This is a genomic window from Devriesea agamarum, assembly GCF_900070355.1.
Classification (GTDB): domain Bacteria; phylum Actinomycetota; class Actinomycetes; order Actinomycetales; family Dermabacteraceae; genus Devriesea; species Devriesea agamarum.
On sequence record NZ_LN849456.1, the window covers coordinates 2,461,922 to 2,482,849 of the forward strand.

At 61.4% G+C, this 20,928-nt stretch carries 11 protein-coding genes; 9 read left to right on the forward strand and 2 right to left on the reverse strand.

Going from position 1 to position 20,928, the window contains the following annotated elements:
- Window positions 1-247 precede the first annotated feature (247 nt).
- Window positions 248-2,914 carry a bifunctional acetaldehyde-CoA/alcohol dehydrogenase gene (gene adhE, locus BN1724_RS10395; protein ID WP_058235306.1) on the reverse strand — a complete coding sequence of 889 codons (2,667 nt, stop codon included), beginning with the start codon at window positions 2,912-2,914 and terminating at the stop codon, window positions 248-250.
- 674 nt (window positions 2,915-3,588) lie between these two features.
- Here adhE and rplJ point away from each other — a divergent pair.
- The gene (gene rplJ, locus BN1724_RS10400; RefSeq protein WP_058235307.1) at window positions 3,589-4,104 is read left to right on the forward strand and encodes a 50S ribosomal protein L10; all 516 of its coding nucleotides are present in this window, start codon (window positions 3,589-3,591) and stop codon (window positions 4,102-4,104) included.
- Between the two features lie 89 nt (window positions 4,105-4,193).
- Window positions 4,194-4,580: a 50S ribosomal protein L7/L12 gene (gene rplL, locus BN1724_RS10405; protein ID WP_058235955.1), complete on the forward strand. Its 387-nt coding sequence runs from the start codon at window positions 4,194-4,196 to the stop codon at window positions 4,578-4,580.
- Between the two features lie 190 nt (window positions 4,581-4,770).
- Here the strand turns inward: rplL and BN1724_RS10410 are convergent, their stop codons facing one another.
- Window positions 4,771-6,108: a glycoside hydrolase 5 family protein gene (locus tag BN1724_RS10410; protein WP_058235308.1), complete on the reverse strand. Its 1,338-nt coding sequence runs from the start codon at window positions 6,106-6,108 to the stop codon at window positions 4,771-4,773.
- Window positions 6,109-6,571: 463 nt separating this feature from the next.
- On the opposite strand from BN1724_RS10410, the gene BN1724_RS10415 reads away from it, so the two are divergent.
- The 7 genes from BN1724_RS10415 (at window position 6,572) to fusA (ending at window position 20,811) form a co-directional block, all read left to right on the forward strand.
- Window positions 6,572-7,909, forward strand: a complete 1,338-nt coding sequence (locus BN1724_RS10415; protein WP_058235309.1) for a LacI family DNA-binding transcriptional regulator — start codon at window positions 6,572-6,574, stop codon at window positions 7,907-7,909.
- A 347-nt stretch (window positions 7,910-8,256) separates the two neighbouring features.
- Window positions 8,257-11,736 carry a DNA-directed RNA polymerase subunit beta gene (gene rpoB / locus BN1724_RS10420; RefSeq protein WP_058235310.1) on the forward strand — a complete coding sequence of 1,160 codons (3,480 nt, stop codon included), beginning with the start codon at window positions 8,257-8,259 and terminating at the stop codon, window positions 11,734-11,736.
- Between the two features lie 90 nt (window positions 11,737-11,826).
- On the forward strand, window positions 11,827-15,714 hold the full coding sequence (locus BN1724_RS10425; RefSeq protein ID WP_058235311.1) for a DNA-directed RNA polymerase subunit beta': 3,888 nt from the start codon (window positions 11,827-11,829) through the stop codon (window positions 15,712-15,714).
- Between the two features lie 359 nt (window positions 15,715-16,073).
- Window positions 16,074-17,228, forward strand: coding sequence for a septal ring lytic transglycosylase RlpA family protein (locus BN1724_RS10430; RefSeq protein ID WP_058235312.1), 1,155 nt, complete (start codon window positions 16,074-16,076; stop codon window positions 17,226-17,228).
- Window positions 17,229-17,747: 519 nt separating this feature from the next.
- Window positions 17,748-18,122: a 30S ribosomal protein S12 gene (gene rpsL / locus BN1724_RS10435; RefSeq protein ID WP_058235313.1), complete on the forward strand. Its 375-nt coding sequence runs from the start codon at window positions 17,748-17,750 to the stop codon at window positions 18,120-18,122.
- The gene (gene rpsG / locus BN1724_RS10440; RefSeq protein ID WP_058235314.1) at window positions 18,122-18,592 is read left to right on the forward strand and encodes a 30S ribosomal protein S7; all 471 of its coding nucleotides are present in this window, start codon (window positions 18,122-18,124) and stop codon (window positions 18,590-18,592) included. The genes rpsL and rpsG overlap by 1 nt, the downstream gene beginning before the upstream one ends.
- A gap of 71 nt (window positions 18,593-18,663) precedes the next feature.
- Window positions 18,664-20,811, forward strand: coding sequence for an elongation factor G (gene fusA / locus BN1724_RS10445; protein WP_058235315.1), 2,148 nt, complete (start codon window positions 18,664-18,666; stop codon window positions 20,809-20,811).
- Window positions 20,812-20,928: the final 117 nt, after the last annotated feature.

Consider the following 20,928-nt stretch of genomic DNA (forward strand, 5'->3'; position numbering starts at 1 on the left):
ACAACGGGCCCTGCATACAACCGGCCCTGTTGACAGCGGGTCCTGCATACGGCGGGTCCCGTTGACCATGGACCCTGCGTACAACGGACCCTATTGGGACGGGCTGAACACGCGAATTCATCGGCAGACAGTCACCGCGATAGGGACGCGACGGAAGATCGAGCGGTTAGCAACTAACCCGAGCGCATAAAGAAGCGGGCGCGGTGTGTGTTCACACCGCGCCCGCCCCTCACTGACGACTAATTCATCAGTTCTTAGCCTTTGGCTTGTCCTTCTTGGAGGACTTAGGAGCTGAGGCCTGCTTCTTGGTGAAGCCAACCTCGCCCTCATAGGCGTCGTAAATGATTTCCTTCAGTTCTGACACGAGCGGCTGCTTCGGATTCGCGGGGGTGCACTGATCCTCGAAGGCGCGATCAGCCAGCTGATCCACCACCCGGTCCAAATGAGCCTTGTCCACGCCGTTGGCCTTCAGCGAGGTCTCGATACCGAGGTCGTGAGCGAGCTTATAGATCTCGTCGATGAGGGACTGAACGCCCTCCTCCACGGTGTTGGCCTTGAAGCCCATGTAGCGGGCGAACTCTGCCAGATCCTTGTCAGCGCGGTAGGACTCGTACTTCGGGAAGATCGAGTGCTTGTACGGCTTCTGCGCGTTGTAGTGGACGACATGCGGCAGGAAGATCGCGTTGGTGCGTCCGTGAGCGAGATTGAACTCCGCACCGCACTTGTGCGAGAGCGAGTGCACAATGCCCAAAAAGGCGTTCGCGAATGCCATACCGGCCATCGCCGATGCGTTGTGCATCTTCTCCTTGGCGTCCATGTCCTTATCCAGAACCGCAGCGCGCAGGTTCTCGAAGATGAGCTGTGCGGCCCGCATCGACAGACCACGGGTGTAGTCGCTGGCCATGACCGATACGTAGGACTCGATAGCGTGGGTCAGCGCATCCAAGCCGGAATCGGCGGCAGTCCTCGGCGGAACCGTGTCGACGAACTGGGCGTCCACGATGGCGACATTCGGGGTGATGGCGTAGTCGGCCAGCGGATACTTCACATGCGTTTCGGCGTCGGTGATCACGGCGAACGGCGTGCACTCCGAACCGGTTCCCGAGGTGGTCGGGATCGCGACGAACTGGGCTTTCTCGCCGAGCTTGGGGAAACGGTAGGTACGTTTGCGGATATCCATGAACTTCTGCTTCATGCCGAAGTATGAGGATTCGGGCTGCTCGTAGAACAGCCACATGCCCTTGGCTGCGTCCATGGCAGAGCCGCCACCCAGCGCGATAATGCAGTCGGGCTTAAACTCGTTCATGAGCTGAGCGCCCTTGAACACGGTGGTTGACGTCGGGTTCGGTTCCACCTCGGAGAAAATCGTCCACGCGATCTCGTTCTTGCGCTTCTTCAGGTGGTGGATCAAAACATCCACGTAATTGAACTGCACCATGCCGGGATCGGTGACGATAAATACGCGCTCAATCGCGGGCATCTTTTGCAGGTACTGCACGGAGTAGCGCTCGAAATAGGTCTTCGGTGGGATCTTGAACCACTGCATGTTGTTACGCCGTTCTGCGATGCGCTTTATGTTAATGAGGTCCACGGCGCTGACGTTGTGGGATACCGAGTTGTGGCCGTAGGAACCGCAGCCCAGGGTCAGCGAGGGGACGAGACCGTTGTAGACGTCGCCGATACCGCCGAGTGCGCTCGGTGCATTGCATATGATGCGGCAGGCTTTCATCGCCAAACCGAAGGCGAGTTCGACTTCGCGGTCGGTGGTGTGGATGACAGCGGTGTGTCCGAGACCGCCGTAATTGAGCATCTGGCGTGCGAACTCGAATCCTTCATCTTGGCTGGACACGGTGGTCATCGCGAGAACCGGGCAGAGCTTTTCATGAGACAGCGGGTCCTGGGGGCCTACGCTCTCGATGGGGGCGATCAGCAGTTTGGTGTCGGCAGGAACCTCGATCCCTGCCTGCTGGGCAATCCACTGGGCGGTGTGTCCAACCACGACGGGGCTAATGCCGCCGCCTTCGGTGACCATGTACGCCTCAAGCTTCTTCTTTTCCTCGGGGCTGAGGACGTAACCGCCGTAGGCCGCGAACTCTGCGAGCACGGCGTCTGCGATTTCCTGATCGATGATGATTCCCTGCTCGGAGGCGCAGATCATGCCGTTGTCGAAGGTCTTGGAGATGAGTAGATCGTTGACGGCACGCTGAATCTTGGCGGTCTTCTCAATGTAGACCGGCACGTTGCCGGGGCCCACGCCGAGGGCAGGCTTTCCGGTGGAGTAGGCCGACTGCACCATTCCGGAACCGCCGGTGGCCAGCACCAAGGCGATGGACGGGTGGTTCATCAGCAGCTTGGTGGCTTCCAGCGAGGGCTGGCTGATCCACTGGATGCAGTGTTCGGGGGCTCCTGCTGCGCGTGCGGCTTCATACATCACTTCGGCCGCGCGGGTGGAGCACTGCTGGGCGCTGGGGTGAAAAGCGAACACTATCGGGTTGCGTGTCTTCAGTGCGATTAGACACTTGAACATCACGGTCGAGGTCGGGTTGGTGACCGGGGTTACACCCGCAACCACGCCCACGGGCTCTGCGATCTCCGTAATGCCCTGCTGCTTGTCCTCAGCGATGACGCCGACGGTGCGGTTGTACTTAACGGAGTTCCAAATGTATTCGGTCGCGAAAACGTTCTTAACGCATTTATCTTCGTACAGACCGCGTCCGGTTTCGTCGACGGCGAGTCTGGCCAACTGCATATGCTGGTCGACGCCGGCGAGCGCCATGGCGTGCACGATAGCGTCGATTCGCTCCTGATCGAAAGAATCGAAGGCTTGCAGGGCCGTGCTGGCGCGGCTTGCTAGCTCATCGATGACGGCTGCGACGTCGGGGGAATCGGGCATCTGGGTGGCTGATGGGGTCATGTCCTTGCCTCGTGCTCGGTGGATGACGCGCTGTCAGTGGCGTCGAGCCTCACGCTACGGATGGGGAGCGGGACCGGCAACGGCGCGTTGCCTTAGTGACGTGTCTCGGTGTGATGGCGGATTAAATATTGAAAAACCGCAGGTCAAGACGGGTTCATTGGGGTATTTGGGATGCTGCTGGGTGAGGTCTGGGCGGGGACTGATCGAGGTGGTGAGTGGCGCGGTCGGGCGCTGACCGCACTGTAAGACGGGGCGAAGGTCCCGTCCCTGCCAGGGGTTTTGATGGTCAAATAGATCCTGGGTGCGAAGAACCGTGAACCAGGAGCGCCCCCTAATGGTGGTGTTGTGGTGTCCGGGTGGGTGCGACGCGGGACAACGGTCCCCGGCTTGTCCTGATGTGACCGACCTCGCCACGTTGATGTGAGGCAGCTCGCCCGCCGCGTCGTAGCGGCACTCTCGGTGCCTGTCGTACCCTGTAATCACCGAAGACCGCCGGTCGTTATCTCCGCCCATCGGAGATGACTGAAGGTTCCCGAACGGGACGGCCTGCGCAGGTGTGAGAAGTTCTTGAAGGCTTTGCTATGTGCAGAGCTATGTTCGAGCCTCGACGCCTGCGTCGGGGCTTTTTCCGTATCTGGCCCTCAGACCGGCAGCCGACCTCTGGAAGGAGGGCCATGGCGAGGCCTGACAAGGCAGCTGCCGTTGCCGAACTCGCGGAATTGTTCCGTGAGTCGAATGCGGCCGTGCTGACCGAGTACCGCGGGCTCAGCGTGCAGAAGCTCAAGGAGCTTCGTCGTGCACTCGGAGCCGATACCACCTACGCCGTGGTGAAGAACACGCTGACCGAGATTGCGGCGAAGGATGCCGGCATCGATGCCTTTGAAGGCAAGTTGCAGGGTCCCACCGCTATCGCGTTCATCAAGGGCGAGCCGGTGCAGCCGGCCAAGGTCCTGCGTGACTTCGCCAAGGACAACCCCCAACTGGTCATCAAGTCCGGTTACTTCGAGGGCAAGGCCCTCTCGGAAGATGACGTGAAGAAGCTGGCGGACCTCGAGTCCCGCGAGGTTCTTTTGGCCAAGACCGCTGGCGCCCTCAAGGCGTCCATGTCCAAGGCCGTATTTGTTCTCGCGGCGCCACTGTCGAAGACTGTGCGCACCGTGGACGCGCTGCGCGCCAAGCAGGAGGGCTGAGGTCGCGCCTGCGGGCTCGACGTCAGTTCATCTACCACCCCCGGAATCCGGCGCGAGTGCGCGCCACCAAGCAGGAAGGACTTGCCATCATGGCGAAGCTCAGCAACGAAGAGCTCATCGAAGCTTTCAAGGAAATGACCCTCATCGAGCTCTCTGAGTTCGTGAAGCAGTTCGAAGAGGTCTTCGACGTGACCGCTGCTGCCCCCGTTGCAGTGGCTGCTGCCGGTGCCGCCGGTGACGACTCCGCCGCCGCCGAGGAAGAGAAGGACGAGTTCGACGTCGTCCTCGAGTCCGTTGGCTCGGCCAAGATCGCCGTCATCAAAGAGGTCCGTGCGCTCACCTCGCTCGGTCTGAAGGAAGCCAAGGAGCTGGTTGACAACGCTCCGAAGCCGGTCCTGGAGAAGGTTGCCAAGGACGCTGCCGAGAAGGCCAAGGAGCAGCTTGAGGGCGCTGGCGCTACCGTCACCCTGAAGTGATTTGACGCCGTCGATACGGCGGCATTGCGTCGGAGAATATGACGCTTAAAGGGGCCATCCCGCGATATGCGGGACGGCCCCTTTTTTATGTGTCGGCCCCTTCGTTATGCCTCGGCGCCTTTGTTATGTGTCAGATTTCTGCTGGGGGTCGACCCTTTTTGTGGGTCGACTCAGCCTCGCAGGTGGTGTCTCAGCCAGCGCGGGTGGCGGCGGCTCCTCCGGTCGCAGCGACCTGAATTGCCTCTCGACGTGTGCAATCTGCGTCAGAGGGGTCGCGCCGGACAGCTCGCACGGCGGGGCGAGCGCCGTCCTTAGCGGCCTGCATCCAGCGTTCAAAGAAGGCCCCGCCCGGGGCACACTGGGCGCGCAAGGGCAGTTCTCCGGTTCCAATCTCTAGATCCAGCACCTCAGTGCGCGGTGCGGGGGTAACGCGCGATGCCTCGCCGGCAGGGGTGGAGAAAGCGGCCGCTAGTTCACCGAATACTCGCCCGGATTCTTTGACTTTGCCGTTGGCGTCGAAGAGGCCAAGGGTGTGCTCGAGCGGGGGGAAATCGGCGAGGTCGGTGGAGACGTCGTGCGAGCACCACCAGGTGATGCCCCACAGGTTGGTGCAGTCCAGGGAGGTGGTGACGGTGTCGTGGATGAATCCAGGGACGTCGTCGATATCGAGCACGTTCAGCGGGGCGCCGACTTCTTGCAGCCACACTGGGCGGCTGGGATCGGTCTGGAATCCGCGGGCGAGTTCGAGGAAGTATTCGGCGTGGTGGGAGGTTTCAAACGAGCGGGCACCATATCGTTGCGCGGTGCCGTTAAAAACCCAAGAGTGCACCACGGTGGCGTCACCGAGTTGCGCCGAGTGGGTGGGTGTGAATGGATGAGCATCCAAATGCCAGGCGGCGTCGTAGGAAGCCAGGGTGTGTAGGCCCTCAGGGTGGGCTTCGCGGCAGGCAGAGAGCATGGTGCGGGTCCACTGTTCGGCCCCGGCGACGCTGACGCGGTCGGGGTCGGGGTGGGGGTCTCCCGAGAACTGGTTGATTTCGTTGCCGAGGGTTGTGCCCAGGAAGTTGGGGGCGTCCGCCAGGCGCTCGGTGAGTCGGCGAACCAGCTCGGCGGTGGAGGTGACGACCTCTGTATCGCTAAACATGTTTCGGCGATGCCAGGTGGTGAGCCAGGACGGTACGAAGTCAAAGCTGGATAGGTGTCCTTGGAGAGCATCGACGGTGGCGTCGAGTCCCACCTCGGCAGCAGCGTCGACTACCGAACGCACCTGGTCCAGGGCCGCGGACCGGATAAGTGTGCGGTTGGGCTGGAGGATAGGCCACAGCGGGAAAAGTCGGATGTGGTCGAGCCCGAGCTCAGCAATCGCGGTGAGATCGGCGCGGACCGAGTCGAGGTCCAGGTCGAGCCAATGATGAAACCAACCCTCGCGAGGTGTGTAGTTCACTCCAAAACGTGGCCCGGAAATGCGCTGGGCCGCGGGGGTGTGCGTGGCGGTGGGTACCGTCGCGCGGGGGAAGTCGTCGGCCATCACGGCTCCTTCGATGGATGGAATTGACAAAAGTAGCGGCGCATAGATCGACTGAGGTCTCCTGGTCGTCGTATGGTGCCGCTTCTGAATGAGCCTACTTTATCGTTAAAGCTAGAGCCAGTGATATTGGCGGGACCATGCATTGTCAGACTGCGATGTCTGACATGTGACAGGCTTATCTTCCAGGAGTCGTCCGCATATGGTGCGCGCGGTGTGCTCGATGCGCTCTTACGGGCCTAAACTCCTGTGAATCAATCACCATCGACCGACGGATACCAGATCGACCAAAATGTGTAGCCGGTGTGAGAGATCGTTGCCTTCCCGTACGGAGATGGCAGCGCGCATGGAAATCGCCCGGATCGAACCGGACAGAGATGACAGAGATGGTCGGACGGACGGAGATGGTCGATCACATAAGAGATGTAGGTGCGAGGGAGCCCGATAATGAGGAACCGAGGGTTAGATGTCTAAGTCAGGATTTGAGCCTGCGACAACGAAACCGTCGCGGGCAGCAGAGGTCACGGAAAAACAGGCAGTGACAACGCAAGAAATAACAGCCAAAGCAGCAACGGCAGACGTAGCAACCACAAAAGCAGTGACATCACACGACGACGTAGCAGACAGAGAAACAACGCATACCTCAACGACGACAACACAAGCCCCGCACACTCAGGTCCTCACGGGTGAGGATGGGGCGGCACAAACAGCCGGACCAACCGATACCGGCAGTAACACCGGAACCAAACGAGGACGACGCGCGGGCCGCACCACCATTGCCGAAATCGCCCGCGTCGCCGGAGTGACGCCCACCGCGGTATCCATGGCGGTCAATGGCCGGTCAGGGGTATCGGATGCTACGAGGGCGCGCATCCTCGAAATTGCTCGCGAGATGAACTGGGAGCCGTCGCACGCCGCCCGGGCGCTCGCCGGAGCCAGCGTGAAGTGCATTGGTATCGCACTATCCAGGCCCGCCGACGTCCTGGGGGAGGAAGCGTTCTTCGGAGCGTTTTTGGCTGGGCTCCAAGACGTATTCAGCCAAGCGGACTACTCACTGCAAATGAAGATTGTGCCGGGAGTGGTGGAAGAAGCCGAAACCTATCGACGGTGGTTTGCTCAAGGTCGCGTGGACGGCATCATGCTGCTGGACCTGCGTTCCCAGGATCCGCGGGTTCCGGTCTTGGAAAAGCTCGGCAAACCCACGCTGGTTGTGGGGGGACCGGGACATCATGGCAGCCTTCCGAGTGTGTGGGTGGATGACGCCGCCGCCGTGCATGCGATCCTGGCCCACCTGCACTCGCTCGGACATCGCCAGGTGGCGCGCATCGGAGGTGACCCCACCTTTTTACACACGGTCGAGCGCCATGCTGCCTTCGCCCGGGTGTGCGTGGAGTTCGGAATGTGGGGGCACCAGCTGAGCGTCGGGTTTGACCCGGCGGAAGCTGAACGGGCCACGCGAGAGCTACTGTCCTCGCCTGCCGCGCCTACCGCCATCGTGTATGACTCCGACGCGATGACGATGGCCGCTCTGCACATGATTTCCGACCTCGGATGGAGCGTGCCCGGCGATGTGTCGTTGGTCTCGTTTGAAGATTCCGTGGCGTGCCGCAGCTACCGTCCCAGCATCACGGCAATTGGCCGCGATGCCGTGGACTACGGCAGGTTCGCAGCCCGCCGAATTCTCGCCATTGTGGAGGGGCGAGACGCGGGGGAGATCGAACAGGTCGCCGCCACGCCGGAGCTGATCGTGCGCGAATCGACGGGACCGGTCAAAGGGTCACCGGTTTCCATTTCTGCTGGATAAGGGTAGTTTCGCGGGTGTCCAACGGTATTTGGGAGTCCGCGAGACGCATGCGTTTGAGCGTGTCGCTTGACGTTCAGGAGGAACCTCGCCATGCTGGTTGCCGACGAGAGCTGTTCCTGTCGCCGCGATAGCGCTCAGCACAGACGCTGTGTGACCCTCGCACCCGCTTTGCGGTTGACAATCGGACAGGAGGCTCCGCCTTCCGCGCCAGGCATATGGCGGTCGACGCGGATGGGTCAGGGAGGGCTGAGACCCCTTGAATCCATCCGTGCCCTTTGTTATGCTCATGGTTTGCGCTGCCCTAATTGCGCCATCCCCGTCAGTCGTTGGCCTGTGGAAGGATCACCTTGGCTGCCACGAGCACCGAAAACACCGCCGCCCGCACTCTCTCACCTCGCGTCACGTTCGCGAAACTGGGAGACCCTCTTGAGCTTCCCGATCTTCTGTCGCTGCAAACTCGCAGCTTCGACTGGCTTCTCGGTAACGAGCGGTGGCAGGAGCGGATCGCTCTCGCCCAGGCCGAAGGACGCAACGACGAGTCCATGCGTTCGGGCCTCGCCGATATCTTCGAGGAAATCTCCCCGATCGAGGACTTCGGCGGCAATATGTCGCTGTCTTTCCGCGATCACACCTTCGACGAACCGAAATACACCGTTGAAGAGTGCAAGGAAAAGGACCTCACCTACGCAGCTCCGCTCTATGTCATTGCGGAGTTCATGAACAACGAGACGGGCGAAATTAAAACCCAGACCGTGTTCATGGGCGACTTCCCACTGATGACGGACAAGGGCACGTTCATCATCAACGGTACCGAGCGCGTGGTCGTCTCCCAGCTCGTGCGCAGCCCCGGCGTGTACTTCGAGGAAAGCATCGATAAGTCGAGTGACAAGCACGTTTACTCGGCAAAGATCATTCCCTCGCGCGGCGCGTGGCTGGAATTCGAGGTCGATAAGCGCGACCAGGTGGGTGTGCGTATCGACCGCAAGCGCAAGCAGTCCGTGACCACGCTGCTGCAGGCGTTGGGCATGAGTCACTCCGAAATCCTTGAAGAGTTCGGCGAGTACGAGTCCATGCGGACCACCCTGGAAAAGGACCGCATCACCTCGCAGGATGAAGCCCTGATCGACATTTACCGCAAGCTGCGCCCGGGCGAGCCGCCGACCCGCGACGCCGGTGAAAACCTGCTGAATGGCCTGTACTTCCAGGAAAAGCGCTACGACCTGGCGAAGGTCGGCCGCTACAAGATCAACAAAAAGCTGGGGCTGACCAACCCGCTGGACGAGTCCACCCTCACGCTGGTGGACGTGGTTGCCACCATTAAGTACATCGTCGCTTTGCACGATGGCCTTAAAGAGGTCACCAGTGTCGACGGCAAGCGCGTGCGCGTTGAGACCGACGATATCGACCACTTCGGTAACCGTCGTATCCGCGCCGTGGGCGAGCTGATCCAGAACCAGGTGCGCACCGGTCTGTCCCGTATGGAGCGCGTGGTCCGCGAACGCATGACCACCCAGGACGTCGAGGCCATCACGCCCCTGACCCTGATCAACATTCGTCCGGTGACCGCTGCAATCAAAGAGTTCTTTGGCACCAGCCAGCTCTCGCAGTTCATGGACCAGAACAACCCGCTGTCGGGTCTAACCCACAAGCGTCGTCTGTCGGCGCTCGGCCCCGGTGGTCTTTCTCGCGACCGTGCGGGCATGGAAGTTCGCGACGTTCACCCCTCGCACTACGGCCGCATGTGCCCGATTGAAACCCCTGAAGGCCCGAACATCGGCCTGATCGGCTCGCTGGCGACCTTCGCGCGGATCAACCCGTTCGGCTTCGTCGAAACCCCCTACCGCAAGGTGGAAAACGGCCAGGTCACTGACGAGATCGTCTACCTGGCAGCTGACGACGAAGACCGTCACGTGATCGCCCAGGCCAACGCGCCACTGGATGAGAACGGTCGCTTCATTGAGGACCACGTTCTGGTGCGTTTGACCGGTGGTGAGCCCGACCTTGTGCCCACCGCTGAAGTTGACTACATGGACGTTTCCGCGCGTCAGATGGTCTCCGTCGCCACCGCGATGATTCCCTTCCTGGAGCACGACGACGCCAACCGCGCCCTGATGGGCTCGAACATGCAGCGCCAGGCTGTGCCGCTGCTGCGCACCGAGATGCCGCTGGTCGGCACCGGTATGGAGCGGCGCGCCGCCGTGGACGCAGGCGACGTGGTCGTGGCCGAGAAGGCCGGTGTGATCGAAGAGCTCTCCGCCGATCTGATCACCGTGATGGCTGACGACGGTACCCGCCAGACCTACCCGATCGGTAAGTTCCAGCGCTCCAACGCGGGCAACTGCTACAACCAGCGCGTGCTGTTTGACGAGGGAGACCGTGTCGAAGCCGGCTCGATTCTGGCTGACGGCCCCTCCACCGATGACGGCGAACTCTCGCTGGGTAAGAACCTGCTGGTCGCCTTCATGTCCTGGGAAGGCCACAACTTTGAGGACGGCATCATCCTGTCCTCGCGCATGGTTCAGGACGACGTCCTCACCTCGGTTCACATCGAAGAGCACGAAGTCGACGCCCGCGACACCAAGCTCGGTAAGGAAGAAATCACCCGCGACATCCCGAACGTGGGCGATGACGTACTCGCCGACCTCGACGAGCGCGGCATCATCCGGATCGGCGCCGAGGTTGAGCCGGGCGACATCCTGGTGGGTAAGGTCACCCCGAAGGGTGAAACTGAGCTCACCCCGGAAGAGCGCCTGCTGCGCGCCATCTTCGGTGAGAAGGCACGCGAGGTGCGCGACACCTCGCTGCGCGTACCCCACGGCGAGTCCGGCACCGTCATTGGTGTGCGGGTCTTCAACGCGGACGATGAGTCCGACACCCTTCCGGCAGGCGTGAACGAAATGGTGCGCGTCTACATCGCCCAGAAGCGCAAGATCACCGACGGCGACAAGCTCGCAGGCCGCCACGGCAACAAGGGCGTGATCGCGAAGATCCTCCCCGTCGAAGACATGCCCTTCCTCGAAGACGGCACCCCGGTCGACATCATCTTGAACCCGATGGGTGTTCCCGGACGTATGAACATCGGACAGGTGATGGAAACCCACCTCGGTTGGGTCGCCAAATCAGGCTGGGAAGTGGATCCGAAAGCCGACTTCGCGAAGGACCTGCCCGAAGCTGCGCTCCGCGGCGAGCCCGGCACCCCGGTCGCGGTTCCGGTGTTCGACGGTTTATCGGACAAGGAACTCAACGGCTTGCTGGAGTCCACCATCCCCAACCGTGACGGTGTGCGGATGATCGGTGAGCAGGGTAAAGCGCGACTGTTTGACGGACGTTCGGGTGAGCCGTTCCCGGCACCGATCTCCGTCGGCTACATGTACATCCTGAAGCTGCACCACCTGGTGGACGACAAGCTGCACGCCCGCTCCACCGGCCCGTACTCGATGATTACCCAGCAGCCGCTGGGTGGTAAGGCGCAGTTCGGCGGTCAGCGCTTCGGTGAGATGGAAGTGTGGGCCCTGGAGGCCTACGGTGCGGCGTACGCGCTGCAGGAACTTCTGACCATCAAGTCCGACGACGTCCCCGGCCGTGTGAAGGTGTACGAGGCGATCGTGAAGGGCGAGAACATCCCCGAGCCGGGCATCCCCGAGTCCTTCAAGGTTTTGCTGAAGGAAATGCAGTCCCTGTGCCTGAACGTCGAGGTCCTCTCCAGCGAGGGTGACTCGATCGAGATGCGGGACAACGACGAAGATGTCTTCCGCGCTGCGGAGGAGCTCGGAATTGACCTGTCGCGCCGGCCCCACGAGGGCGTCGGCTCCATCGAAGAGGTCTGACGGACCGGCAGGTGGCGGCACACGCCACCTGCCTCCTCGACCCCCCAGATCCATCAGACCTGACTTTTCCTGACACGAGAGAAGGACACTGTGCTCGACGTCAACTACTTCGACGAGCTGCGCATCGGACTTGCGACCGCTGACGACATTCGTACCTGGTCCCACGGCGAAGTGAAGAAGCCGGAGACCATTAACTACCGCACCCTGAAGCCCGAAAAGGACGGCCTCTTCTGCGAGAAGATCTTCGGCCCCACCCGCGACTGGGAGTGCTACTGCGGTAAATACAAGCGGGTGCGCTTCAAAGGCATCATCTGCGAACGCTGCGGCGTGGAGGTCACCAAGGCCAACGTGCGGCGCGAACGCATGGGCCACGTGGAGCTCGCCGCCCCCGTCACCCACATCTGGTATTTCAAGGGTGTCCCCAGCCGCCTCGGCTATCTGCTCGACCTCGCCCCGAAGGACCTCGAAAAGGTCATCTACTTCGCGGCTTACATGATCACCAGTGTGGACGAGCAGGCTCGCCACGAGGACATGCCCGACCTTCAGGCTCGGTACGACCTCGAAGTTAAAGAACTGATCAATGAGCGGGATGCGGCCATTAATAGCCGCGCCGTCTCCGCGGAGAAGGATCTCGCCCAGCTGGAAGCCGAAGGCGCCAAGGCCGATGCCAAGCGCAAGGTCCGCGACTCCGCAGAACGCGAGCAGGCCCAGATCCGCAAGAAGTACGACGCGGAGATCGACCGGATCGCCGCCATCTGGGAGCGTTTCCGTAACCTGAAGGTCGCTGACCTCGAAGGTGATGAGCAGCTCTATCGCGCCATGAAACAGCGCTACGGCACCTACTTTGAAGGTGGCATGGGCGCCGAAGCGATTCAGCGCCGCCTGATGGACTTCGACCTCGACGCTGAAGCGGTCTCCCTGCGCGAAACCATTGCCACCGGTAAGGGCCAGCGCAAAGCTCGCGCCTTGAAGCGTCTGAAAGTGGTGTCGGCCTTCCTGAACACCACCAACTCGCCCACCGGTATGGTGCTCGACTGCATTCCGGTGATCCCGCCGGAGCTGCGCCCGATGGTTCAGCTGGATGGTGGCCGCTTTGCGACCTCCGACCTGAACGACCTGTACCGTCGCGTGATCAACCGCAACAACCGTCTGAAGCGCCTCATCGACCTCGGCGCTCCCGAGATCATCGTGAACAACGAGAAGCGGATGCTTCAGGAGGCCGTGGACTCACTGTTCGACAATGGCCGCCGTGGACGTCCGGTGACCGGCCCGGGCAACCGCCCGTTGAAGTCACTCTCGGACATGCTCAAGGGCAAGCAGGGTCGTTTCCGTCAGAACCTGCTGGGTAAGCGCGTGGACTACTCGGGCCGAAGCGTGATCGTGAATGGTCCGCAGCTCAAACTCCACCAGTGCGGTCTGCCCAAGGGTATGGCTCTTGAACTGTTCAAGCCGTTCGTGATGAAGCGCCTGGTCGACCTGTCCCATGCGCAAAACGTCAAGGCCGCTAAGCGGATGGTTGACCGCGCGCGCCCCGAGGTGTGGGACGTCCTCGAAGAGGTCATCACCGAGCACCCCGTGCTGCTTAACCGTGCACCGACCCTGCACCGTCTGGGTATTCAGGCGTTTGAGCCGCAGCTGGTCGAAGGTAAAGCCATCCACCTGCACCCGCTGGTGTGTGGCGCCTTCAACGCCGACTTCGACGGCGACCAGATGGCTGTTCACCTGCCGCTGTCCGCAGAGGCACAGGCTGAAGCCCGCATCCTCATGCTGTCCAGCAACAACATCTTGAAGCCTTCGGATGGACGCCCTGTGACCATGCCCAGCCAGGACATGATCATCGGTCTATACCACCTGACCACGCTGAAGGAAGATGCTCCGGGCGCCGGACGGTTCTTCTCTTCCGAGGCCGAAGCAATCATGGCCTACGACCGCGGTGAGCTGGACCTGAACGCCCCGGTTACGATTCGTTTCACCGACATCGTGCCGCCGGAAGGTTATGAACTGCCCGAAGGCTGGCAGCCGGGCGATCCGCTGCTGCTGGAGACGACCCTCGGCACCGTGTACTTCAACGAGACCCTTCCCGAGGACTACCCGTACGTGACGGGCCAGGTCGGCAAGAAGCGTCTGGGCACGATCGTGAATGAACTCGCCGAACGCTACCCGAAGGTGCAGGTGTCGGCTTCGCTGGACGCCCTGAAGTCCTACGGCTTCTCCTGGTCCACCCGATCGGGTGTTTCCTTCGCGTTCTCCGACGTGGTGGCTCCGCCCAACAAGGCGGAAATTCTCGCGAAGTACGAGGCCAAAGCCGCTCAGGTGCAGGAGAACCGCGAGCTGGGTCTGGTCTCCGAAGCGGAGCGCAACAGCGAGCTGATTGACATCTGGACCGAGGCGACCAATGAAGTCGACAAGGCCATGCGGGCGAACTTCCCGAAGGACAACACCATCATGAGGATGGTGCACTCCCAGGCCCGTGGTAACTGGATGCAGATCCGTCAGATCGCCGGTATGCGCGGTCTGGTGCAGTCGCCAAAGGGTGACATTATTCCGCGTCCGATCCTCTCGAACTACCGCGAGGGTCTGTCGGTGCTGGAGTACTTCATCGCCTCCCACGGCTCCCGCAAGGGTCTGGCTGATACCGCGTTGAAGACGGCCCAGTCCGGTTACCTCACCCGTCGTCTCGTGGACGTGTCCCAGGACGTGATCGTTCGCGAACACGACTGCGGCACCCGTAAGGGTCTGAAACTGGCTATTGGTCAGGTTGAGGGCGACCACGTTGTCCTTGCTGACAATGTGGAGACCACCGCGTATGGCCGGACCTTGGCCGAAAAGGTAGTTGCTGAGGACGGCACTGTTCTCGCAGAGGCCGGGGACGACGCCGGTGACGTGCTGATCGCCAAGCTGGTGGCTGCGGGCGTCACCGAGATCAAGGTGCGTTCCGTGCTCACCTGTGATTCTGCTGTCGGCACCTGTGCCCTGTGCTACGGGCGTTCGCTGGCCACCGGCAAGCTGGTGGATATCGGTGAGGCCGTGGGTATTATCGCTGCCCAGTCCATCGGTGAGCCCGGAACTCAGCTGACCATGCGTACCTTCCACACCGGTGGTGTGGCTAGCGCTGACGGTGACATCACCCATGGTCTGCCCCGTGTTCAGGAGCTGTTTGAGGCCCGGACGCCCAATGGCTTCGCCCCGATCAGCGACACGGCTGGCCGCGTCGAAATCGAGGAAACCGAGAAGCAGCGCAAGATCACCATCACCCCGGAGGGCGACGGCGAGCCGGTCACCTACACGGTGTCCCGCCGCGTGACCCTGCGGGTAGCAGACGGTGACCGCATTGAGGTCGGTACCCAGCTCACCCAGGGCTCGGTGGATCCGAAGCAGGTGCTGCGTATCCTCGGCCCGCGTGCGGTGCAAAAGCACCTGGTGGACGAGGTCCAGAAGGTGTACATCTCGCAGGGTGTGGACATTCACGCCAAGCACATCGAGGTGATCGTGCGGCAGATGCTGCGCCGGGTCACCATTATCGAGTCGGGTGACACCGATCTGCTGCCGGGTGACTTCAGCGAGCGCGTGCGCTTCGAGCAGGAAAACCGTCGGGTGATCGCCGAGGGCGGTCAGCCTGCGTCGGGTCGTCCTGAGCTGATGGGTATCACCAAGGCGTCGCTGGCCACCGAATCGTGGCTGTCGGCGGCATCCTTCCAGGAGACCACTCGCGTGCTCACCGAAGCTGCGATGAACCGCAAGAGCGATTCGCTGCTGGGTCTGAAGGAAAACGTCATCATCGGTAAGCTCATCCCGGCTGGTACGGGCCTGTCTCGTTACCGCCACATCGAGGTTGAGCCGACTGATGAAGCCAAGGCGTCGATGTACCAGGTGCCGAGCTACGACGAGCTGGATTTCTCGGGGTACGGTACCGGACACAGCACCGTGAACCTGGATGATCTGGATTTCAGTGACCCGTTCCGCACGGATTTCCGCTGACTCAATAGTTTGACCGCTGTGAAGCCGTCTCCCATGAGGGAGGCGGCTTCGCCGTATTTGTAGGACACCTCACGCCTCCCGTCAACGGTCGGTAAAACCTCTGAAGGTCCGTGGCAAAACTCAGGCGATGTCCCGTGACTGTGGGCCGATTGAACGCGAGGATCTATATATCCCCTCCACCTCCGTGGTCCCGCGCCGTTTCATGGACGGCGCACATGTACATAACTGATGGTGCGCATGCGACGAGTTGTGACTGTGTGAGGCGCCGTAGCTAGGCCCCGCATGACGTGCGCGAGCGCGATCCGGAGGCTCCGCCTGAGCACCGTGTTCAGGTGTAGACGATGTGAAGGACAGTATTTGTGAAGAAACTGCCAGTGCTCGGTGCGACCGCTGCCCTCGTCTTCGGAGGCGGAACTGTCGCCTACGCCTCGCAGACCGAAGTTCACCTCGATGTGAACGGTGACGTCAGCACAATCCGCACGTTCGACAGGACCGTGGGTGACGTGTTGGGTTCGCACGGCATCGACATTCAGCCTCACACCTTTGTGGCACCCGGTCCCAATACTGCTCTCAGCAGTGGCACCACTATCAAAGTGAAGACGGCGAAGCTGGTGGGTGTCACCGTGGGCACCAAAACCACTGCGGTGTGGACCACCGGTTCCACCTATGCTGATGCGCTCAAAGGGCTGAAGCTGGATCTGTCGGATGCGAAGTACTCTGTGGATCCTTCGACCCCGCTCGGCGATAACCCGAAGCGGATTGAGGTCAAGCTCGCCAAGCACATCACGCTGGTTCAGGGCGGTCAGTCCAAGCCGTTGACCTCATATGCGAGCACCGTAGGCGGAATGCTGACGGAAAATCCGTCCAGTCCGATCGCTGATGGCGATGACCAGGTGACCCCCGGACGTGAAACCCCGTTGGAGAGCGGTATGACGGTCACCGTGAAGACGGTTGACCAAAAGCGCATCGTGAACGTTGAGACGATTCCGCACGGCACCAAGAGTGTCGACTCTGATTCCCTGGACAAAGGGAAAACTCAGGTGAAGACCAAGGGCGTGGACGGCACCCGTGAGGTGGTGACGTTGCAGATGCTGATTGATGGCCAGGTTGTCGGCACCCAGGTTGTTTCAGACAGTGTCACCAAACAGCCGGTGGAGGAAGTGGTGCTGAAGGGTACCCGCCCTGCGCAGGATAGTGACTCAGGTGACGGCGCGTCGGCAGTTCCCGCGGGTTCGGGTACCACCTGCCAGGCGTCTAACTACTGGCAGGGTCAGATGACGGCCAATGGTGAACGTTTCAACCCCAATGCGATGACTGCGGCGAGCAAGACCCTTCCGTTTGGAACCAAGATCCGCGTTACCAATCCCTCGACGGGAGCGACCGTGGTGGTGCGGATTAATGACCGTGGCCCGTATGTCGGTGGCCGGTGCCTGGACTTGTCACGCGGCGCCTTTGCCAAGATCGGCAATCTCAGTTCCGGCGTGATGACGGTCCGCTACCAGGTGATTGGATAATTGCCGTCGCTAGCTGAGGCGGAGCAACAGCTCATGGAGTTCTCGCTCATAGAACGAGGAGCCTAGCTAGCAGAGTAATGACCACCCAGTGAGACGGCTACTGCCGCTCCTTGCAGGGGTTCCGTGCGTGAAGCGCGGGACCCCTGCGGTGTCTTTAGGCTTCAAACTGTGAGGCAGACCGCCAGAAACCACCTTTGACGAGGTCATGCGCCCGTCGGTAGACTGGGGAACTGTGTCCAAGGTGCCCTCTGGCCTTTTTTGAACACGTCGCTTTCCACAGTGCCTTCGCTGCTCGACGCAAGGTGCCGCACAGTGACGAGGAAAAAGGGATAAGGTGCCGGCCGCACACGGGCCCGGGGACGACTCCCGGATCCGTGCGGGTCGCCGTCGAGGCCTCGACACGCCCGAGCTCGGGTGTGGGAGGTTGCGGGTCGCGAGGCCGCCGGCTATCACCGGTGGTCGCAAGCAGTCGATCCTTCTGTCCGAACAGGTCAGAGGGCTACACAGAGAAGAGAACAAGTGCCCACAATCCAGCAGTTGGTGCGCAAGGGCCGGCAGGATAAGTCTGCCAAGTCCAAGACGCCCGCGCTGAAGGGAAGCCCCCAGCGCCGCGGCGTGTGCACGCGCGTCTACACCACCACCCCGAAGAAGCCGAACTCGGCGCTGCGCAAGATCGCGCGTGTTCGCCTGTCCTCCGGCATTGAGGTGACCGCCTACATTCCGGGCGTCGGCCACAACCTCCAGGAGCACTCGATCGTGCTCGTGCGCGGTGGCCGTGTGAAGGACCTCCCCGGTGTTCGCTACAAGATCATCCGTGGCTCCCTCGATACCCAGGGTGTGAAGGGCCGCCAGCAGGCGCGCTCTCGCTACGGCGCAAAGAAGGAGAAGAAGTAATGCCTCGTAAGGGTTCTGCTCCCAAGCGCCAGCTCGTGGTCGATCCGGTGTACGGTTCGCCTCTGGTCACCCAGCTCATCAACAAGGTTTTGCTCGACGGCAAGAAGACCATCGCCGAAGGCATCGTCTACGAAGCCCTCGAAGGTTGCCGCGAGAAGAACGGCCAGGATCCGGTCGTCACCCTCAAGAAGGCTATGGACAACATCCGTCCGACCCTTGAGGTTCGCTCCCGCCGCGTCGGCGGCGCAACCTACCAGGTGCCAGTCGAGGTGCGCGCAGGCCGTGCAACCACCCTCGCGCTGCGCTGGTTGGTTACCTACGCCCGCGCCCGCCGCGAGCACACCATGACTGAACGCCTGATGAACGAGATTCTCGACGCCTCCAACGGCCTCGGGGCCGCCGTCAAGCGTCGCGAGGACACCCACAAGATGGCGGAGTCCAACCGGGCATTTGCCCACTACCGCTGGTGAGTTCCTAACCGGAACCCACCGTCGACATACAAGAAGACGGTCCGACCCCCAGCCTAGAAAGGCAGTTGCCCGTGGCACTCGCAGTGCTCAAGGACCTTAAGAAGGTCCGCAACATCGGCATCATGGCGCACATTGATGCCGGCAAAACCACCACCACCGAGCGCATCCTGTTCTACACCGGTGTTAACTACAAGATCGGTGAGACCCACGACGGCGCGTCGACCATGGACTGGATGGAACAGGAACAGGAACGCGGCATCACGATTACGTCCGCCGCGACCACCTGTTACTGGAACGATAACCAGATCAACATTATCGACACCCCTGGTCACGTGGACTTCACGGTCGAGGTGGAGCGTTCGCTGCGCGTGCTCGACGGTGCCGTTGCAGTCTTCGACGGTAAAGAGGGTGTTGAGCCCCAGTCGGAGACAGTGTGGCGGCAGGCCGACAAGTACAACGTGCCGCGTATCTGCTTCGTCAACAAGATGGACAAACTGGGGGCGGACTTCTTCTTCACCGTCCGCACCATCATCGATCGCCTCGGCGCTAAGCCCATCGTGATGCAGGTGCCGATCGGTGCCGAAAACGACTTCACCGGCGTGATCGACCTCGTCGAAATGAAGGCGTACACCTGGCCGGAGAAGTTCCCCGAGGACAACCCGAAGTTCAACGCCAAGAAGGGCGATGACACCAAGGGCCAGCTCGAGGTCGTCGTCGAGATCCCCGAGGATCTGCGCGACGTGGTCGATGAGTACCGCGCCAAGCTGGTTGAGGATGTCGCCGAGTCCTCCGAAGAGCTGATGGAGAAGTACCTCGAAGAGGGCGATCTCAGCATCGAGGACATCAAGGCCGGCATCCGCGAGCTGACCATCACCTCGCAGGCATACCCGGTGTTCTGCGGTTCAGCGTTCAAGAACAAGGGCGTGCAGCCCATGCTCGACGCTGTGATCGATTACCTTCCCTCGCCGCTGGATGTTCCGGCAATGGTCGGCCACAAGCCGAGCGACGAAGATGTAGAGATCACCCGCACCCCGTCGGTTGAGGAGCCCTTCAGCGCTCTCGCGTTCAAGGTAGCGACCCACCCGTTCTTCGGTTCACTCACCTATGTGCGTGTGTACTCCGGTCACGTCGAGTCTGGCGCTCAGGTGCTGAACGCGACCACCGGTAAGAAAGAGCGCATCGGCAAGCTGTTCCAGATGCACTCCAACAAGGAGAACCCGGTGGAGGAGGCCTTTGCAGGCCACATTTACGCCTTCATCGGCCTGAAGGACACCACCACGGGCGACACCCTGTGCGATATCAACAACCCGGTGCGTCTGGAATCCATGAGCTTCCCCGAGCCCGTCATCTCGGTGGCCATCGAGCCCAAGACGAAGGGCGACCAGGAGAAGCTGTCCATGGCGATCCAGAAGCTCGCCAAGGAAGACCCGACCTTCCAGGTGCAGCTGGATGAGGAAAGCGGCCAGACCGTTATCCGCGGTATGGGCGAGCTTCACCTCGACATCCTCGTGGACCGTATGCGTCGCGAGTTCAAAGTTGAGGCGAACATCGGTAAGCCCCAGGTGGCCTACCGTGAAACCATCCGCCGCACGGTGGAAAAGTACGAGTACACCCACAAGAAGCAGACCGGTGGTTCCGGCCAGTTCGGTAAGGTGCAGGTCACCTTCGCCCCGCTGACCGACGCCGAAGAGGGTGTGTTCTACGAGTTCGAGAACCTGGTCACCGGTGGCCGCATTCCGCGCGAGTACATTCCGAGCGTGGACGCGGGCATTAAGGACGCCCTGCAAAATGGTGTTCTTGCCGGTTACCCGGTGGTGGGCATCAAGGCGTCGCTGATTGACGGTGCCTACCACGACGTTGACTCCTCCGAAATGGCGTTTAAGATCGCCGGCTCGATGTGTGCCAAAGAGGCCCTGAAGAAGGCTAATCCGGTTCTGCTGGAGCCCCTGATGGACGTCGAGGTGCGCACCCCGGAGGAGTACATGGGAGATGTCATCGGCGACCTGAACTCGCGACGCGGGCAGGTGCAGTCGATGGAGGACGCGAGCGGGGTCAAGATCGTCCGTGCTCTCGTCCCGCTGTCGGAGATGTTCGGGTACGTCGGTGACCTTCGGTCTAAGACCCAGGGTCGCGCGATGTACACGATGCAGTTCCACAGCTACGCGGAGGTCCCGAGGAACATTTCCGAGGAGATCGTCGCGAAGACCCGGGGCGAGTAAGGCCCACGGTCAGACAGGTAGGATATTCCGACCCGTAGGCCACAGGGATCTGACCTGGGCGAGGTCGCTCCGAAGGCGGCCCGCCCACCCGTGTGGAACCAATTACGAGACCAGTCC